Genomic DNA, 15,966 nt, shown 5'->3' on the forward strand with positions numbered 1-15,966 from the left:
TGGATAAACGAAGTAAGGCGGGAAAGTTCCCGCCTTACAATAGTAAATTTTGATAAAAGGCGCGCGTCGCAGATTGCGCGGATTCAAAAGATTTCGTTTTCGCTGCTAGTCACTACATACTAGCTACTTGTTACTATCTAAATTAGATGGATTTGAATGCTTTGGCCATGGCGTCGAGGGTGTCTTCGATGTCGCCGGCGCTGTGGGCGAGTGAGAGGAAGCCGGTTTCGTAGGGGCTTGGGGCGATGAAGACTCCGTCGTCTAGGAGGGCGGCGAAGTAGCGCTTGAAGGCGTCCATGTCGGCGCCATTGGCGTCGTCGACATTCCAGATTTCTTTGTCGGTGAAGAAGAGACAGAACATAGAACCAACACGGTGGAAGGTGTAGTTGAGGCCATTTTCTTCTAGAAGCTTGCGGATGCCAGCTTCGAGCTGGGCACCTTTGGCTTCGAGCTGGGTGTAGCCGTCAGCGGCATCGAGTGCTTTGAGCTGGGCGAGGCCGGCGGCCATTGCGAGTGGGTTGCCTGAGAGGGTTCCGGCTTGGTAGACTGGGCCGATGGGGGCGAGGCAGTCCATGATGTCAGCGCGACCACCGAAGGCTCCTACTGGAAGACCACCACCGATGACTTTACCCATGCAGGTAAGGTCAGGTGTGATGCCGACGAGTTCCTGGACGCCGCCTTTGGCAACTCGGAAGCCGGTCATGACTTCGTCAAAAATGAGGATGGTGTCGTGCTTTTTGGTGATGTCGCGGAGGAACTGCAGGTAGCCCTCACGAGGGAAAACGAGTCCAGCATTGGCTGGGAATGGCTCTAGGATGATGGCTGCGATTTGGTCGCCGATGGCGTCGAAGACTTCTTTGACTGCCGCTTCATTGTTGAATGGCAGGACGATGGTGTGGTCTGAGAATGCTTTCGGCACGCCGGCTGAGTCGGGCTCACCGTGGGTGAGGGCGCCGGAGCCAGCTGCTACGAGCAGGTGGTCGACATGGCCGTGATAACAACCGTCGAACTTGATGACTTTGTCACGGCCAGTGAATCCGCGTGCGACACGGATGGATGACATAGTGGCTTCTGTGCCGGAGTTTACCATACGGACTTTTTCGACAGAGGGAACCCAGTCGACGATGGTCTGAGCCATCTCGATTTCCCACGGGCATGGAGCGCCGAATGAGATGCCATCTTTGGCGACTTCATGGATGGTCTGGGTGATCAGGATAGGAGCATGGCCGAGGATAGCAGGCCCCCATGTGCCGACGTAGTCGATGTAGGTTTTGTCGTCTACATCAGTGATGCGCGAGCTGCGCTCTGCGGACAAAAAAGGGATCGCCGTCGACGTTTTTGAAGGCGCGTACGGGCGAGTTTACGCCGCCTGGGATGAGGGTCTTAGCTTTTTCGAAAAGTTTTTTGGAGAGTGGGCCTACCATGGTGATTGATTTGTTAAATATTTAGAAATGAGTCTGCAGTGGGTTTGTCAAAAATTGGCGTCATGAGCGATGCTTTTTTTTGACAATCTGACGGTGAAGGAGATCTAGTAGAAGAACGAGTTTGCTGGATGGAGGGATTTGCGGCATAGTTAGAGCATGAAATTCATTTTGGCCTTTTTATCAGTGGTGTTCAGTGTGGTCGGCAGCTCACTTTGTTTTGCTGGTTCTTTGCTGGATAATGACCCTGAGGTGGTTTTTTTTGAAGCCAATGATGAGATGATCTTGTTAGTGGTAAAGGAGGCTACGGTATTTGCGACGAAGAAGGGAGGGTCTAATCTAGGGACCTACCCAGTTGATACCAAGCTCAGGTTGTTAGGGATGACGGATAAGGGGTATAAGGTGAAAGGGAAGGCCAAGCACAGCCTAGTGACTGGTTGGGTTTCGCCTAAAAATCTAGCATCGAAGCAGCCTAAATTCGTTGAGGAGTTGAAGCAATACTATGAGCGTGAATTGGCAATTCGTGAGTTGATTGCCAATAAAGAGGTAGCGATAGGGATGACCATCGATGAAGTGGAGCAGTCGGTCGGGCAGCCAACTAAGAAGGAAAGCCGAATCACTAAGGACGGCAGGACCGGAAAGTGGGAGTTTATTAAGGGCAAGGAGCAGAAGCACTACACAAACACGGTAGATCCAAGGACTGGTCAGGTGTTTCGCCGTTTCTCACATGTGACAATCGAGGAACAGGAGAAGCTTACAATAGAGTTCGAGAATAATGTGGTTACTGCTATTTCGAGTCTTAAGAACAATAGTGCTGGCAACATCCGGATCATCGTTCCACCCATCATTTTTGGATTTTAGATTATGCGCAAAGTTTACGAAGATCAGGACATGACGATGGTGGGCTATTACCAGTCATTGTTAGAGGAGGAGGGAGTCAAGACCATGGTGAAGAATGAATATGCAGCTCTGGCGACTGGCGAGATTCCTTTCACCCAGGTGTATCCCGAATTGTGGGTGAGTGATGACGCTGACTATGAGCGCTCGGTGGAGTTGATCCGCAGCCTTAGAGATGGCAATGTCGTGGAGGAGGAGGTTAGGCGTCCCATTAGTTACAAGCGTTCAGCAGGAATGCAGCTGGTACTTTGGTTAGGGACGCTGCTGATTATCCTGATGCTCTTGTATGCGGCTAGTTCTATCATTCAGGCTTTATTGTAGGCCTGCTAGGCTAGAGTGGCTATCTCGGTTGTTACCTGCGGCGCTCGACAGAATTTACAGAATTAACCAATGGGGGGGGGCGATGCTCTCGCCATATTGCGGAGAGGGGAGTGTGTTTTGTCGCGGATGACGCGGATTTAACAGATCTTGAAGAGGACTAATACACCAGCATAGAAATCAATTTTGTGAAATTTTGAGCAATCCTGATAATTCTGTCTAGAATAGATCTCACAGTGCTGGTCTATACAACGATTTCTATTGTAGTAGGTCTGGACGGTTCTGGCGGGTGCGCTCTAGTGCTTTTTCTTTCTTCCACGCGTCGATTTTTTTGTGGTTTCCTGAGAGGAGGAGGTCCGGGACCTTCATGTCGCGGAAGGTGTTAGGCTTGGTGTAGGCTGGAGCTTCCAGCATGTTTGGGTCCGTGAAGGATTCCTCTTGGTGGGATCGTTGATCACCTAGTGCGCCAGGAATGAGACGGACGATGGCATCGGTCACCACTGCGGCAGCGATGGCTCCGTTAGTGAGCACGTAGTCGCCGATGGAGAGTTCGATGTCGACGAGTTGCTCGATCACGCGGTGGTCGACTCCTTCGTAGTGGCCACAAAGGATGATCAGGTGTGGTGCGGTGGAAAGTTGCTGGGCGATTGCTTGTTTGAATTGCTTGCCCTGTGGAGTCATGAGTATGACTTGGCAGTTATCGCTACGCAGTTCTTCGATAGCTGCGAAGATCGGATCAGGTTTGAGCAGCATCCCCTGGCCGCCACCGCAGAGGTAGTCGTCGGTTTTGCGGTGCTTGTCTGTGGTCCAGTCGCGTAGGTTGTGTGCGTGGATTTCGACGAGATCCTTTTCCCTAGCGCGTTTGATGATGCTCTCGCTGAGTGGGGCGAGGGCTATTTCTGGGAAAAGTGTGAGAATATCGATGCGCATGGTGAGAGAATGAAGTTTCAAGTTGGAAGTTTCAAGCGTTGAGGCTACTGGATTGGCATGAAACATAATGTGACTATCTATACCGACGGTTCGTCGCGGGGGAATCCCGGGCCAGGTGGCTACGGCGCGATCTTGATAACTGGCCAGCACAAGAAGGAACTCAGTGGTGGTTTTCTAAAGACGACGAACAATCGGATGGAGCTTATGGGGGCGATTGTGGCGTTGGAGGCACTGAAGCAATCTTGTGCAGTCGAGCTGATTTCAGATTCGAAGTATGTGATCGATGCTATGGCAAAAGGTTGGATTCACGGCTGGAAAAAGAAGGGCTGGAGCCGGGGGCCTAACAAACTACTTAAGAATGCTGAACTATGGCAGCGGTTGGATAAAGCTCAGGCTCAGCACAAAATGATTTGGAGCTGGGTCAAGGGGCACGCTGGAAATCCGATGAACGAACGCTGTGATGAGCTCGCCTATGGATCGACCGAGGGGGAGGATTTGCCAGTGGATGCGGGGTTTAGAAGTGAGAAGTGAGAAGTGCCGGCTACATGCTACGAGCTACTTTTTCACTTTGCCTCGGAGGAGCGGGTGGCCGGGTTTGGCTTTGGTGATGAATGGGCCACGGAGGTAGGTTGGTGCGGGAGGGGTGTTGAGCTGAGTTTTCCTATTCTCCTCTGATAGAGTGAGCCAGGCTTCTATGTGTTGCTCTGCGCTTGCGAGTTCTTGGGGGAGTGGCTGGTCGCCAGTGAGCTGCAGGGTTGGATCTAGCGAGAAAATCGCATCTGAGGACTGGTTTATTTTTTGGTCAAAGGCGTCTCGTTCCATGAGTTGCGGTTCCTGGGGGAGGCTGTGCGAGGCTATTTCAGCGATAAAGTAGGAACCTCTGCGGGCGTCACCTACTGCAATGCTGGGCTTGCCAGTTAACCAGGTGGGGGTGGCGAGAAATGAGGACTGGCCGACGACTGGACAGTCGTGAGCTACGGCGATTCCTTGGGCTGCAGCGATGGATATGCGCGAGCCTGAGTAAGATCCAGGACCGGTGCCGATGAGGATGAGGTCGAGCTTCTCTCCTTCGGGTATCAGCTCTAGTAACTTTTTGAGTGGGCTGAAGAGCAGTTGGTTTTGTTGCCGATGGCTTTCAAAACACTCAGAATGAGTAGGTTGTTCACCTAACTTGAGGGAGATGCTGGCAGCTGGATAGCTGGTTTCGATTGCGAGGATATTAGGCACGTTAAACAGTTCGTTGAATAAAATTCATGGTAAATATGTAAAATCTTTCAGATTCATGTCGATTCGCTCTTGAAAGAATGAGTGTCTCCATGTTTCTCTCTCGTGTCACTCGGCTAATCTGTAGTCGGATGAACAATTTTCACCAGAATAGTTATGAGCGATTACGCAAAAGGTTTAGAAGGAGTAGTAGCGAATGAATCCGCCTTGTCAAAGGTTGAAGGACTCGCAGGTAAGTTGTCCTACCTAGGATTCAGCATCGATGATCTCGTCGAGAACTGCAGTTTTGAAGAAGTTACCTTCCTTCTCCACAATAACCGTCTTCCAAATGTTGCAGAGCTAGCCGCTTTCGAAACGAAGTTGCGTAATGACCGTGAGTTACCTGAGCAGGTGATCACATTCCTCAAGTCACTTCCAGCTGACGCAACTCCTATGGACGTGCTTCGTACCGCAGTATCTATGCTCGGTATCTTTGATAGCCGCGCTAAGATTGGCGAGCCAGACCACGCACTCAACCGCGAAGTAGCTCTTTCACTTGTAGCGAAGACACCAGTGATCGTTGCTTACTACCACCTCGCTCGTCAGGGCAAGGAGCTTCCAGCAGTACGCACTGATCTCTCAGAAGCAGCACACTTCCTTTACCTGATCAATGGCGAAGTGCCATCAGAAGCTGAAGCTCGCACACTGGATGTTGCCTACATCATTCACGCCGACCACGGCATGAATGCTTCCACATTCTCTGCACGTGTCACTATTGCGACACTTTCTGATATTTACTCCGCAATGACATCTGCGATTGGTACTCTCAAGGGCCCACTTCACGGTGGTGCTAACGAAGGAGTGATCAAGATGCTCAAGGAAATCGGCAGCGAAGATGCTGTGGATGCGTTTGTAGAAGATTGCCTCGTCAATAAGAAGAAGATCATGGGTATCGGCCACCGCGTCTATAAGGTGCTCGATCCGCGTGCTCCACACCTCCAGAAAATGGCAATCAAGCTGACTGACGAACTCGGTGAGTCAAAGTGGATCAACATGTCTGAGCGTATCGCTACAATCATGCGTGAGCGCAAGGGGCTCAATGCCAACGTCGATTTCTACTCAGCTACAGTGTATTACTCACTCGGTATCCCAACGGACCTGTTCACACCGATCTTCGCCATCGCGCGTATGTCAGGATGGACAGCACAGGTTCTAGAGCAGCTGCAAGACAGCCGCCTCTATCGTCCACTTACTAAGTACGTAGGACCTGCGACACTTTCCCCAGTGACTCCTATTAGCGAGCGCTAGGAGTTTTAGATATTAGAGGTGAGATTGCCGTACGGTGGTTGCCTCATAAATTTACAACACCCCATGTCTTTAGTTAGATATGGGGTGTTTTTATGTGTGGTCGACAGGGCTCACTGACTCGGGGGTTAAAATCCCTTGTAGGCTTGGCAGAGAGACCGCTAGCAGAAGTCAGCCTAGAGTTCAGAGCCCGAGGTGTCAGACTTCAATTGAGTTCGTTTTTTGCGAAGTGCTTCTGTGCGCCCGTGAGGGTGATTTCATCAATGAACAGGCTGCTGGGGAAGTGGCCGTCATTCTGTTTGGCAAATTGCCAGAGGATGTCCCGTAGTTGGGTAGCCTGAGCACTACGATCGGGGCCTGAAGTGGCTGATTCTTCGAGCTTGTAGCCGTAGCCCTTCTTCTGCCAAGCGCCAGGCGTGAGGAGCTCACGGGCGCCTGAGATCATGGTGAGGACGACGTAGAGGAATAGCCCAGAAATGAGAGCCAGCGCGAGTGCGCGTCTGTAGTTGAGCATCGGGAGTTTCCCAAACGACTTCGCTAGGTAGTTCCAGAGCCATTTGACGAAGAGTGCCATCAATAGGTAGGCGGCGATGAAGAAGGAAAGCGACTCGATCCGCATCTTTGCGACATCGGTCAAGGTGATGACCGTCATCCCCGCGTGGGCTGCAGATGTCAGTCCTAGTAGGAGAATAAGAGTAGAGGTAAAGCGCATATCGAGCAGGCCGCAATCTAACTTGTTAGCTGTGATTATTTCAATCCCAATTTTTGCTGTAGTGCTCGGAAGTTCTGGCGGGTTTCTTGTTTGAGAGAGGGCGGGAGCTTATTCCAATGGTGGTCGTGGATGGCGCCAGCTAGAGCGTAGGCCATGAGGAGGTTGATGTCCTGACCGTTGAGTAGGAGCTTGCGGCAGGCCTCAATAGTGCCTAGCTGTCGGAGTTCGAACTCGCTGGGAATGCCAGCGGCTAGAAGCCAGTCGGCTGTTTTTTCTCCTAAGTTGGGGAGGTCTGCCAGTGGTTGAGTCATCGCTGAATGGACTTCATGCCAGCTCTTCAGCCAACTGGAGCCATTCTTGGTCGAGGCTACAGGTTGGCATTTCTTTACTGGCGCGGTGGTACCAATAGGAGGCATTGGAGAGATCGCCTTCGACACGGTGAAGGTAGGCGTGAATCCACGAACCTGCAGGGTCGGGGACGGTGTCGCACATGTCGTGTGCTTTGTGCCAGTCACCGGCTTGTTCTAGCCAGAGAGCTTGGTGTGAGCTGTTGAGTCCATCGGGCATAGGGTTGCCGGAGTGGGCAGACTTGAGAAGTACGTTAGGTGGCATGGTTACTTTTGGTGAATATCGGTATCTCAGAGCTGAGAATTCCCTAGAGAAGCGCAGATTTGCTGGCTGGGCAAAATTTTTTGATCACTGGCAGCGATCCGTGAAGTTAGACCTCGAGCGCTTCGGCTATGAGGGCCATGCGGATGGGTACGCCATTGAGGGCTTGCTCGAAGTAGCGTGCTTGGGGGAGGCTGTCGACAGCTTGCATGATCTCGTTGACCCGTGGCAGTGGGTGCATGAGGGTGGCATCTGGTTTCATCTTGTGGACCATTTCTGGGGTGAAGATGAAGGCATTTTTGACTTGGTTAAATTGCTCGATGTCTTCGAAGCGTTCTTTCTGCATTCGGGTGTCGTAGATGACATCGGCAGTCTGGAGGATTTCGTCGGTGAGCGTGGTGTGGATGCTGTCGCGACTGTTGACGTATTCGGACGGCATTTGGATGGCTTCTGGGGCGACGAATTGGAGGGAGACTCCCTCGTAGTTGCGCAGGATTTTAGCGAGAGAATGGACGGTTCGGCCGTATTTTAGGTCGCCGACGAAAGCTATATTGAGAGGCTCGTTGCCTATGTTGTGGTGTTTGACGATGGTGTAGAGGTCGAGAAGCGACTGGGTGGGATGTTCGCCGCTGCCGTCACCGCCGTTGAGGACTGGGACAGGGGAGTAGTGTGCTGCGACTTTTGCTTCGCCTTTGACCTTGGTGCGGATAGCGATGACGTCTGAATAGCCGCCGACGATGCGGATGGTGTCTTCGATAACTTCGCCTTTGGATTGGGAGGAAAAGGTGACATCGCTCTCTGAGATGACACTGCCGCCGAGTCGGAGCATGGCGGTCTCAAAGGAGAGACGGGTGCGGGTGGAGGGCTCGTAAAAGAGCGCGCCTAAGATTTTCCCATCACACATCTTGGTGCCGCCTTGCTTGAGGATGGCTTCCATTTCAGCGGAGCGCTGCATGATGCGGTCGAGGTCCGCGCGGGAAAATTGGTCGGCAGTGAGGACGTGATGCATACGGAGGAAGTAAGAAGCAAGAAGTGAGGTGTGAGAAGTCTTTTCCCTTTTACAAGAAACTTTTGCGTGAGCGAGCCGAGCGGAAGTCATTGTTTGAAAGACGAAAGAGAGTTGCTTGCTCCCTCTTTCGTAGTGGACAAGTGATCGAGTTTGATCTTCCTTGCAGAGGTTCATACGGAAATGCATGAACGGTGCATTTATTGTAAGTTATTTGACGGAGCTACGTATTTTAACTCACACAATTGAAACCATGAGAATATTTAAAACACTAATTTTTGCAGGACTCTGCAGTCAGCTCACGCTCGCCGAAGAGGGCTTCATTGATCTTTTCAATGGCAAAGACCTCACTGGCTGGACTGGTGAGGGGTATGCGGTAAAGGATGGGACCATCGTTTGCACGCCGAAGGGGAAGAACCTGATGACTAAAAAGGAGTACTCGAACTATGTGCTCGATTTTGAATTCAAATTGCCAGCTGGTGGCAACAATGGCCTGGGCGTTCATTACCCAGGTAAGGGGGATCCCGCCTATACTGGGCTCGAGCTGCAAATTCTCGATGACACGCACCCAGAGTACGCCAAGCTCAAGGAATCACAATTCCATGGTGGCCTTTATAAGGTACAGGCAGCCAAGCATGGCCACCTCAAGCCAGTAGGCGAGTGGAATAAGCAGCGCGTGGTTGTCAATGGTAACCATGTGGCGATCGAACTCAATGGTGTTGTCATCAATGATGCGAACCTCGACGAGCTGGCTAAGAAATTTCCAAAGCACGTGGGCGTAAAGCGTCGCTCAGGCTTTATTGCATTCTGCGGCCATGGAGATCCAGTGGCATTTCGAAATATTAAGATCAAGGATACTAGTTTGGTGAAAGTAGATCTCACCGGTTTCAAAGCACTCTACGATGGCAAGAGCCTGGGTGGCTGGAAACAAGAGCCAGGGCACGAAGGTCACTGGCAGCCACGCGGCGATGTGCTTTACTACGACAGTAAATCCACCGCCAAGGACAAGAATCTCTGGACTGAGAAGAGCTATAAGAATTTCACCATGGTGTTTGATTGGCGTTGGGCTGAGACATCTGCCAAGCGACTCGATCGTCCAGTGCTGGACCCCGCGACGGGCGAGACAAAGAAGGATGCCAATGGTAAGCCAATATCAAAGAATGTGATCGAGCTTGATAGTGGGATCTACCTACGTGGCAACAATCGTTCACAAGTCAACCTCTGGAACTGGCCTTGTGGCTCAGGTGAGGTTTACGGATACCGCATGAATCGTAAATTTAGCCAAGAGATCCGAGCAGCACTCACACCTAAAGTCCCAGCAGACAATCCGATTGGCGCATGGAACCGTATGGCGATCACGCTCAATGGAGACCGTTTGACTGTGATGCTCAATGGCAAGACAGTGATTGAGAACGCTCAACTCCCTGACGTTCCATCTGAAGGACCAATCGCTCTGCAGCACCACGGAAGTGCTCTTGAGTTCCGTAACCTATCCATCAAAGAACTTTAAAAACACCTATTATGTCAGATCAACAACCATCAAACGAAGAGTCTAAGTCTACGCGACGTGATTTCGTAAAAAAAGCATCAATCGGCACTGCCGCACTGGGGCTTAGCCCGTTAGTATTCCCATCGCTTAGCGCCGCTGACGGAGCTGGAAAGAAAAAGCTTAAAGTAGGAGTCGTCGGCCTAGGTGGCCGAGGAGCTGGAGCAGTGAGAGATATCTTGACCGCTGATCCAGATACTATCCTCTGGGCTGTTGGTGATATCTTTGATGATCGCATGAAAAAAGTGAGCGGTATCGAGAAGAAATTCTCTGGTCGTGTCGATACAGGCGGTGGCAAGCGTCACTTTGTCGGTTTTGATGCCTATCAAAAAGTGATCGATAGTGGAGTTGATATTATTTTGCTGACGACTACGCCAGTTTTCCGTCCGTTGCACTTTAAGGCTGCAGTGGATGCAGGAAAGCATGTCTTTATTGAGAAGCCATTCGCGCTAGATATTCCAGGACTTAAAAGCGTCATGGATAGCGCTAAGAAGGCTCAGAGCAATGGACAGTCAGTTCTCACAGGTCTAGTTTGGCGCTATAGCTCTGCCCTTATGGAGATGCACAAGCGCATTCAAGGTGGTGAGATTGGCGACGTGCTCTCCACCTCTTCGTCCTACTGTGGTGGCGGAAGACCAAATAAAATGCCTGATATCAAGTTCAAGCCCGCGAGCATGTCTGATATGGAATGGTCGCTTAGGTATTGGCAAAACTTTGTCGAATTAGGTGGTGACGGAACCTTGGAGTACATGATTCACGGAATTGACCGGATGTCTTGGGCTATGGGAGATACTCTTCCAGCCAGGTGTTTTGCTAATGGAGGAAACATCATACCAGTAGAAGCCGCGAACGCCTGGGATCAGTTTACCCTTCGCTACGAATATGCAGATGGACGCGTGGCAGACTTCTTCGGTCGTCAGATTCCTGGCACCTACGCAGCTAGCGGTGATGTAATCACAGGTAGTAAAGGTCATGCTATTGCAAAAGGGCAGAATGTCTCTCTAGTTCGTGATGGTAAGACCATCTGGAAAAGCTCAGGTGGACTTGGCTACGTGAATGAGCACAAGATCTTTACTGAGCACATTCGCAAGGGGAAGGTTTATAACGACGTGATCGATAAGTTCGATATTACACACGCCATCTGTATAATGGGACGCACAGCCGGCTACACAGGAGCGTTGCTCACTGATAAGCAAATTATGAGTTCCAAAGATGTGTTTGTTGAGTCTAAAGGGCTCAACTTTGACACTCCATTTACAGCGCGCAAATCACCAATCCCTGGTAAAACAAAATTTATTTAAGTGAATGATTAAGTTAGAAATTAACTCTAGCAGGGCAATTTTAGCGATCTCAGCACTAGCCGCACTTTGTGTTGGTGCTGAGACTGTGGACGCAGCTCAACCCGTTGCTGATATCAAACCAGCTCTCGCTAAAGGTGATTTCGACGAGGAGCAAATGCGCCTAGCTCAAGTCATTCACAAGCGCGTCACTGACTATCAGCAAATAAAGAATAAGGTCAACAATAGTACGGAAAAGCCCTTTATCGCGTATAAAAAGACGCTTAATTCGGGAGCGCAGTTTGAGATGTTACCGGTCAAAGCTGGTAGTTTCACTTGGAAAGGTGAGAAGGAGGGTGACACTCTAGAAGTGGATCTCTCTGCCTTCTGGATGGGCAAAGCCGAAGTTACATGGGAAGAGTATGATCCCTTTATGTACTCCGTGCTACCACGGACGAAAGACGGCCAATTGCCTGATTTTATGCGAGAGCAAATCAAAGGTGATCTCGACTTCCTGGCTCGTCCCACAACTCCCTACCACCCCATGACATTTGGCATGGCTCGTGATGGTCATCCCGCAATAGGCATGACTCAGCATGCAGCTAACAAATATTGTCAATGGATCAGCTTCCAAACTGGCCACTTCTACCGACTTCCTACTGAAGCCGAGTGGGAATATGCCTGCCGTGCTGGCAGTAAAACTAAATACAGCTGGGGAGACGATCCTGCAGATGCGAGTAAATATGCATGGCTCGCAGGTGAAGCTGGCTCACATTATCAAAAGCCCGCTCAGAAAAAACCCAATGCTTGGGGGTTTTATGACATGCATGGCAATGTGCTAGAGTGGACTCTTGATCAATACGTTCCGAATAGGCAGGCCCATTTTGGTAAGAAGAAGGTAGTCAATCCATGGGTGAAAGCAACCAAGCCATACCCACATGTCGCGAAGGGTGGGTTTTGGAAGCTGCCGCTCAATGACGTGCAAGCGTCAGCGCGCCTGCAATCAGATCCAATCTGGAAAAAAGATGACCCACAAGGCCCTAAAAGCCAATGGTATCATACTCGTGAACCCTATCCAGGAATACGTATCGTTCGCCCACGTAAAATACCGACTGCAGAAGAAATGTATCACTACTGGAATTCTGGTGTAGCAGAGGACTAATTACAAAACGCAGGTCAGAGGGTGATGATTTGGCTGCAATGTAGCTATCGCCAAGTTAGAAATACATGAGAAGAATCACACCTATCCCCCTCTTTCTCTGTCTATCAGTTCTCAGCTGTAGTCCAAGGGAGGAGGAATCATCAAGTCCGCCTCCTAGATCAGAGCTGAAAAGGTGCAGTTATTCAGCCCCTCATTTAGGCACCATGGTGCGTCTCGTTTTCTATTCTGAGGAGAAAGAGCATGCTGATACATTAGCTAAGAGTTGTTTTCAACGAGTCAAAGATTTAGACACCATACTTTCTGACTATCGTGCAGATAGCGAAGTCAGCGAACTGTGCGCAAAACCTATAGGGAAAGCGCACAAGGTAAGTGATGCACTTTTCTCAGTGATTGCTCAAGCTCAGGCCATTTCGGCAAAATCTAACGGAGCATTTGATGTCACCCTCGGTAAGCACACCCAGGCATGGAGAGAGCTAACCATGCTGGAAAATCCCTCGGTGGGAGCTCCGAGCTATCGAGATCTCATTCTCGACCACGATAAGAAAGCCATCACTCTGCAAAAGTCGCTAAAAATTGACCTAGGAGGCATCGGTAAAGGATACATAGGAGATCAACTTATGGATATTCTTAAAGGAGCTGGAATCACCCATGCCGCAATCATTGTCGGTGGTGAGACAGTCCTCGCTGCAGCTCCTCCAGAAAAAAAAGGTTGGCACATTGGCATTGAAGATCCAGAACATAAGGTCATCGGTAAAATAGTGTTAGCGAACACGGCTCTATCCACCTCTGGTGATAGTTATCAATTTTTCGAAGCCGACGGCAAACGCCAATCTCACCTCATTGACCCCGCTACTAAGCAAAGTAAAATCAATCGCCTCAACGTGACGACCATAGCCCCCACCGCGATGGAGTCTGATGCCTGGGCCACAGCCCTACGAATCTTGCCCACAGAAGAAGCCGTCAGAATTGCCAACAAAGAGCCCCAGCTAGAGGTTCTATTTATTCCCTATCAGCAAAACACTAGCAGCACCAAAAACTTTCCAACACTACAGCTACCATGAGCAGCACAGAAAACAAAAATAACTACAGTAAACTCTCAATCATGATGTTCCTGCAATTCTTTGCATGGGGATCATGGTTCGCAACTCTCAAACCAGCTCTAAATGCGCATGATCTAGGAAGCATTATTGGTGGCGCTTATGGGAGTGCTCCACTCGCTGCTATTTTTGCTCCGCTTTTCTTAGGTCTAGTAGCGGATCGATTTTTCCCATCTGAAAAAGTAATGGGCGTTCTTCTAGTGATTGGAGGAGTAATAATGAGTTATATTGCAATTATTGCTCCAGAAGGAGCTTCCCAAGGTCCCTTGATTGTAAATTTGATGATTGCTTACATGTTCTGCTACATGCCGACTCTGGGCTTGGGTAATACGATCACCTTCACCCACCTCCCTCAGGAACTGTTCCCTAAGGCTAGAGTCTGGGGGACGATAGGCTGGATTGTTGCTGGTCTAGTTATTGGCTTTGTCGGGTGGTCAATCTCGTTGAATATTTTCTGGTTGGCAGCAGCATCAACGTTGCTTCTAGGGCTATTTAGTTTCACTTTGCCTCACACTCCCGCTCCAGCCAAGGGGCAGGCGGTAAATATTCGATCATTGTTAATGTTTGATGCGTTCAAGCTGCTCAAAGATAAATCGTTCGCGGTCTTTGCAATCTGTTCGACTCTTATTTGTATTCCGCTGGCTTACTATTACGGACAGACTGCTGATTTCTTAACTGCAGCAGGCTATAAAGAATCTGGATCGACCATGACAATTGGTCAGATGTCCGAAATCATATTCATGTTATTGATTCCGTTTTTCTTCCGGAAGCTTGGAGTAAAAAAGATGCTACTCATTGGTATGGGGTGTTGGGTGGCGCGGTACGCTCTGTTTGCTGCTGGAGCATCAAATCAAATTGCTTGGATGTTGTTATTGGGTGTGGCTCTGCACGGTATTTGTTACGACTTCTTCTTCGTTACAGGATTTATTTACACTGACAAGAAGGCCCCTAAAGAAGTGCGAGGTCAGGCTCAGAGTTTGATCGTATTTCTCACGCAGGGAATAGGAATGTTTATTGGTTATGCATTTGCTTTTGGTGGAGGGAATTGGCCATTCACAAAAATCTCTCTCCCGGCCCTTCCTAACACTTTCGTCCAAAATGGAGAAACATATGGAACTCCGCCATCAGCTGAACTCGTTACGAGTATCGCTAAGATTAAAGAAGGTGAGCCAAGTAAAAATACGCTAGAGCAATTGGCTGACATGTTTGGTAAAGGTTACTCCGATTTAGTAGACACTGACCTCATTAGTTCAAATATGGCTGACTGGAGCAACTACTGGATTTTCCCAGCTATCATGGCCGCTGTCATTTTTGTCATCTTTGGACTCACATTTTGGGACAAAGTGAAAACTGACGACGAACCTCAAGACTAATTTTAAAATACACACACTAAACAATTATGATCAAAATTCTATGCGCAGGTGCAGGCAATATGGGACGTTCCCATGCCTTGGCGTACCACAATATTCCTGAGTTCGAGATCGTCGGTATCTGCACACGTTCTGCTGGATCTCGCGAGAAGCTCAATGAAGAACTTGGTGGAGGTTACGCGCTCTACGATGATTTCTACAAGGCACTCAAAGAGACCAAGCCGGATGCTGTTTCCATCTCAACTTACCCAGACACTCATGCACTATTTGCTAAAGCTGCCTTTGAAGCTGGCTGTGATGTGTTCATCGAGAAGCCGCTAGCTGAGACTGTGGAAGAAGCGCAGGAAATTGTCGATTCAGCGAAGGCCAATGGCCGCAAGTTGGTGATTGGTTACATCCTACGGCATCATCCATCGTGGCAAAAATTCATCGAGATGTCGCACGACCTCGGCAAGCCGCTAGTGATGCGGATGAACCTCAACCAGCAATCTTTCGGAGACAACTGGGAGACGCATAAGAATCTCATGTCCTCTATCAGCCCGATCGTTGACTGTGGTGTCCACTACGTCGATGTCATGTGCCAGATGACTCGTTCCAAGCCGGTGCGCGTTGCTGGACTAGGTGCGCGTCTTTCCGATGAAATACCTGAAGGTAAAATCAACTACGGTCACCTACAGGTGACTTTCGAAGACGGATCAGTTGGTTGGTATGAAGCAGGCTGGGGTCCAATGATGTCTGAGACGGCTTTCTTCGTGAAAGATGTCGTAGGGCCTAAGGGCTGCGTGACTATCGAAGCGAAAGAGGCTGCCGGTGAAGGCGCTTCTTCCGATGTCGATGCGCATACCAAGACAAATACTCTGCGCCGCCACTTCGCTGAGCTCGATGCTAACAACCAATTTGTCAAGAAAGACGTCTGGGAGGAAACCGGCGACGAACCGGATCACGATGAGCTTTGCCAGCGCGAGCAGTTGTTCCTGCTTGATGCTATTCAAAACGATGTGGATCTAACCGACCACATGGATGATGCTATCAACTCCATGAAGATCGTGGAAGCTGCAGACAAATCCTTTCGCACAGGAGAGATCGTGCACCTCGACTAGTATTCAGGCATTT

16 protein-coding genes and 1 pseudogene are annotated in these 15,966 nt (G+C 49.9%); 10 read left to right on the forward strand and 7 right to left on the reverse strand.

The genetic code is table 11. The annotated features are described in order from the left end of the window. Positions 1-142 precede the first annotated feature (142 nt). Positions 143-1,424, reverse strand: a pseudogene (hemL, locus tag BSZ32_RS10795) (glutamate-1-semialdehyde 2,1-aminomutase). A 156-nt stretch (positions 1,425-1,580) separates the two neighbouring features. Between hemL and BSZ32_RS10800 the strand changes: the two are divergent. Together BSZ32_RS10800 and BSZ32_RS10805 are read left to right on the forward strand one after the other, a co-directional pair. Beyond that, entirely contained in the window at positions 1,581-2,282 is a 702-nt protein-coding gene (locus BSZ32_RS10800; RefSeq protein ID WP_105043417.1) for a hypothetical protein, read from the forward strand. Positions 2,283-2,285: 3 nt separating this feature from the next. Beyond that, complete coding sequence (locus BSZ32_RS10805) at positions 2,286-2,639, forward strand: putative signal transducing protein (protein WP_105043418.1); 354 nt, start codon at positions 2,286-2,288, stop codon at positions 2,637-2,639. A gap of 255 nt (positions 2,640-2,894) precedes the next feature. Here BSZ32_RS10805 and trmD read toward each other — a convergent pair whose 3' ends face one another. Next, positions 2,895-3,587, reverse strand: a complete 693-nt coding sequence (gene trmD / locus BSZ32_RS10810) for a tRNA (guanosine(37)-N1)-methyltransferase TrmD (protein ID WP_240610616.1) — start codon at positions 3,585-3,587, stop codon at positions 2,895-2,897. Positions 3,588-3,623: 36 nt separating this feature from the next. On the opposite strand from trmD, the gene rnhA reads away from it, so the two are divergent. Continuing rightward, positions 3,624-4,097 (forward strand): ribonuclease HI, encoded by a 474-nt coding sequence (gene rnhA / locus BSZ32_RS10815; RefSeq protein ID WP_105043419.1) that lies wholly within the window; start codon positions 3,624-3,626, stop codon positions 4,095-4,097. Between the two features lie 24 nt (positions 4,098-4,121). On the opposite strand, the gene tsaB is transcribed toward rnhA, so the two are convergent. Further along, the gene (gene tsaB / locus BSZ32_RS10820) at positions 4,122-4,793 is read right to left on the reverse strand and encodes a tRNA (adenosine(37)-N6)-threonylcarbamoyltransferase complex dimerization subunit type 1 TsaB (RefSeq protein WP_165788787.1); all 672 of its coding nucleotides are present in this window, start codon (positions 4,791-4,793) and stop codon (positions 4,122-4,124) included. A 153-nt stretch (positions 4,794-4,946) separates the two neighbouring features. On the opposite strand from tsaB, the gene BSZ32_RS10825 reads away from it, so the two are divergent. Next, complete coding sequence (locus BSZ32_RS10825; protein WP_105043421.1) at positions 4,947-6,077, forward strand: citrate/2-methylcitrate synthase; 1,131 nt, start codon at positions 4,947-4,949, stop codon at positions 6,075-6,077. A 202-nt stretch (positions 6,078-6,279) separates the two neighbouring features. Here the strand turns inward: BSZ32_RS10825 and BSZ32_RS10830 are convergent, their stop codons facing one another. The 4 genes from BSZ32_RS10830 to pyrB all read right to left on the reverse strand — a co-directional run bounded on the left by BSZ32_RS10830 (position 6,280) and on the right by pyrB (position 8,590). Continuing rightward, positions 6,280-6,786, reverse strand: a complete 507-nt coding sequence (locus tag BSZ32_RS10830) for a hypothetical protein (protein WP_105043422.1) — start codon at positions 6,784-6,786, stop codon at positions 6,280-6,282. A 35-nt stretch (positions 6,787-6,821) separates the two neighbouring features. Beyond that, entirely contained in the window at positions 6,822-7,097 is a 276-nt protein-coding gene (locus BSZ32_RS10835) for a TfoX/Sxy family DNA transformation protein (protein ID WP_165788788.1), read from the reverse strand. Positions 7,098-7,110: 13 nt separating this feature from the next. Continuing rightward, on the reverse strand, positions 7,111-7,398 hold the full coding sequence (locus BSZ32_RS10840) for a hypothetical protein (protein WP_105043424.1): 288 nt from the start codon (positions 7,396-7,398) through the stop codon (positions 7,111-7,113). 106 nt (positions 7,399-7,504) lie between these two features. After that, on the reverse strand, positions 7,505-8,590 hold the full coding sequence (pyrB, locus tag BSZ32_RS10845) for an aspartate carbamoyltransferase (RefSeq protein WP_105043425.1): 1,086 nt from the start codon (positions 8,588-8,590) through the stop codon (positions 7,505-7,507). A gap of 64 nt (positions 8,591-8,654) precedes the next feature. Between pyrB and BSZ32_RS18870 the strand changes: the two genes are divergently transcribed. The 6 genes from BSZ32_RS18870 to BSZ32_RS10875 all read left to right on the forward strand — a co-directional run bounded on the left by BSZ32_RS18870 (position 8,655) and on the right by BSZ32_RS10875 (position 15,953). Then, complete coding sequence (locus tag BSZ32_RS18870) at positions 8,655-9,911, forward strand: 3-keto-disaccharide hydrolase (protein WP_165788789.1); 1,257 nt, start codon at positions 8,655-8,657, stop codon at positions 9,909-9,911. 11 nt (positions 9,912-9,922) lie between these two features. Then, positions 9,923-11,248 (forward strand): Gfo/Idh/MocA family oxidoreductase, encoded by a 1,326-nt coding sequence (locus BSZ32_RS10855; RefSeq protein WP_105043426.1) that lies wholly within the window; start codon positions 9,923-9,925, stop codon positions 11,246-11,248. A 4-nt stretch (positions 11,249-11,252) separates the two neighbouring features. Beyond that, positions 11,253-12,386: a formylglycine-generating enzyme family protein gene (locus BSZ32_RS10860; RefSeq protein ID WP_105043427.1), complete on the forward strand. Its 1,134-nt coding sequence runs from the start codon at positions 11,253-11,255 to the stop codon at positions 12,384-12,386. A 203-nt stretch (positions 12,387-12,589) separates the two neighbouring features. Beyond that, complete coding sequence (locus BSZ32_RS10865; RefSeq protein ID WP_165788790.1) at positions 12,590-13,447, forward strand: FAD:protein FMN transferase; 858 nt, start codon at positions 12,590-12,592, stop codon at positions 13,445-13,447. Further along, entirely contained in the window at positions 13,444-14,856 is a 1,413-nt protein-coding gene (locus tag BSZ32_RS10870; protein WP_105043429.1) for an MFS transporter, read from the forward strand. The genes BSZ32_RS10865 and BSZ32_RS10870 overlap by 4 nt, the downstream gene beginning before the upstream one ends. Positions 14,857-14,882: 26 nt before the next feature. Beyond that, a complete protein-coding gene (locus tag BSZ32_RS10875; protein WP_105043430.1) occupies positions 14,883-15,953 on the forward strand; it encodes a Gfo/Idh/MocA family protein in 1,071 nt (356 codons plus the stop codon). The last annotated feature ends 13 nt before the right edge of the window (positions 15,954-15,966 follow it).

Source organism: Rubritalea profundi, assembly GCF_002954445.1.
Lineage (GTDB): Bacteria > Verrucomicrobiota > Verrucomicrobiia > Verrucomicrobiales > Akkermansiaceae > Rubritalea > Rubritalea profundi.

What these genes read in the sequence shown, in the direction of transcription:
- BSZ32_RS10800 (WP_105043417.1), top strand. Translation starts at nt 1,581, where the DNA reads ATGAAATTCATTTTGGCCTTTTTATCAGTGGTGTTCAGTGTGGTCGGC.
- BSZ32_RS10805 (WP_105043418.1), top strand. Translation starts at nt 2,286, where the DNA reads ATGCGCAAAGTTTACGAAGATCAGGACATGACGATGGTGGGCTATTAC.
- rnhA (WP_105043419.1), top strand. Translation starts at nt 3,624, where the DNA reads ATGAAACATAATGTGACTATCTATACCGACGGTTCGTCGCGGGGGAAT.
- BSZ32_RS10825 (WP_105043421.1), top strand. Translation starts at nt 4,947, where the DNA reads ATGAGCGATTACGCAAAAGGTTTAGAAGGAGTAGTAGCGAATGAATCC.
- BSZ32_RS10830 (WP_105043422.1), bottom strand. Translation starts at nt 6,786, where the DNA reads ATGCGCTTTACCTCTACTCTTATTCTCCTACTAGGACTGACATCTGCA.
- BSZ32_RS10835 (WP_165788788.1), bottom strand. Translation starts at nt 7,097, where the DNA reads ATGACTCAACCACTGGCAGACCTCCCCAACTTAGGAGAAAAAACAGCC.
- BSZ32_RS10840 (WP_105043424.1), bottom strand. Translation starts at nt 7,398, where the DNA reads ATGCCACCTAACGTACTTCTCAAGTCTGCCCACTCCGGCAACCCTATG.
- pyrB (WP_105043425.1), bottom strand. Translation starts at nt 8,590, where the DNA reads ATGCATTTCCGTATGAACCTCTGCAAGGAAGATCAAACTCGATCACTT.
- BSZ32_RS18870 (WP_165788789.1), top strand. Translation starts at nt 8,655, where the DNA reads ATGAGAATATTTAAAACACTAATTTTTGCAGGACTCTGCAGTCAGCTC.
- BSZ32_RS10855 (WP_105043426.1), top strand. Translation starts at nt 9,923, where the DNA reads ATGTCAGATCAACAACCATCAAACGAAGAGTCTAAGTCTACGCGACGT.
- BSZ32_RS10860 (WP_105043427.1), top strand. Translation starts at nt 11,253, where the DNA reads ATGATTAAGTTAGAAATTAACTCTAGCAGGGCAATTTTAGCGATCTCA.
- BSZ32_RS10865 (WP_165788790.1), top strand. Translation starts at nt 12,590, where the DNA reads ATGGTGCGTCTCGTTTTCTATTCTGAGGAGAAAGAGCATGCTGATACA.
- BSZ32_RS10870 (WP_105043429.1), top strand. Translation starts at nt 13,444, where the DNA reads ATGAGCAGCACAGAAAACAAAAATAACTACAGTAAACTCTCAATCATG.
- BSZ32_RS10875 (WP_105043430.1), top strand. Translation starts at nt 14,883, where the DNA reads ATGATCAAAATTCTATGCGCAGGTGCAGGCAATATGGGACGTTCCCAT.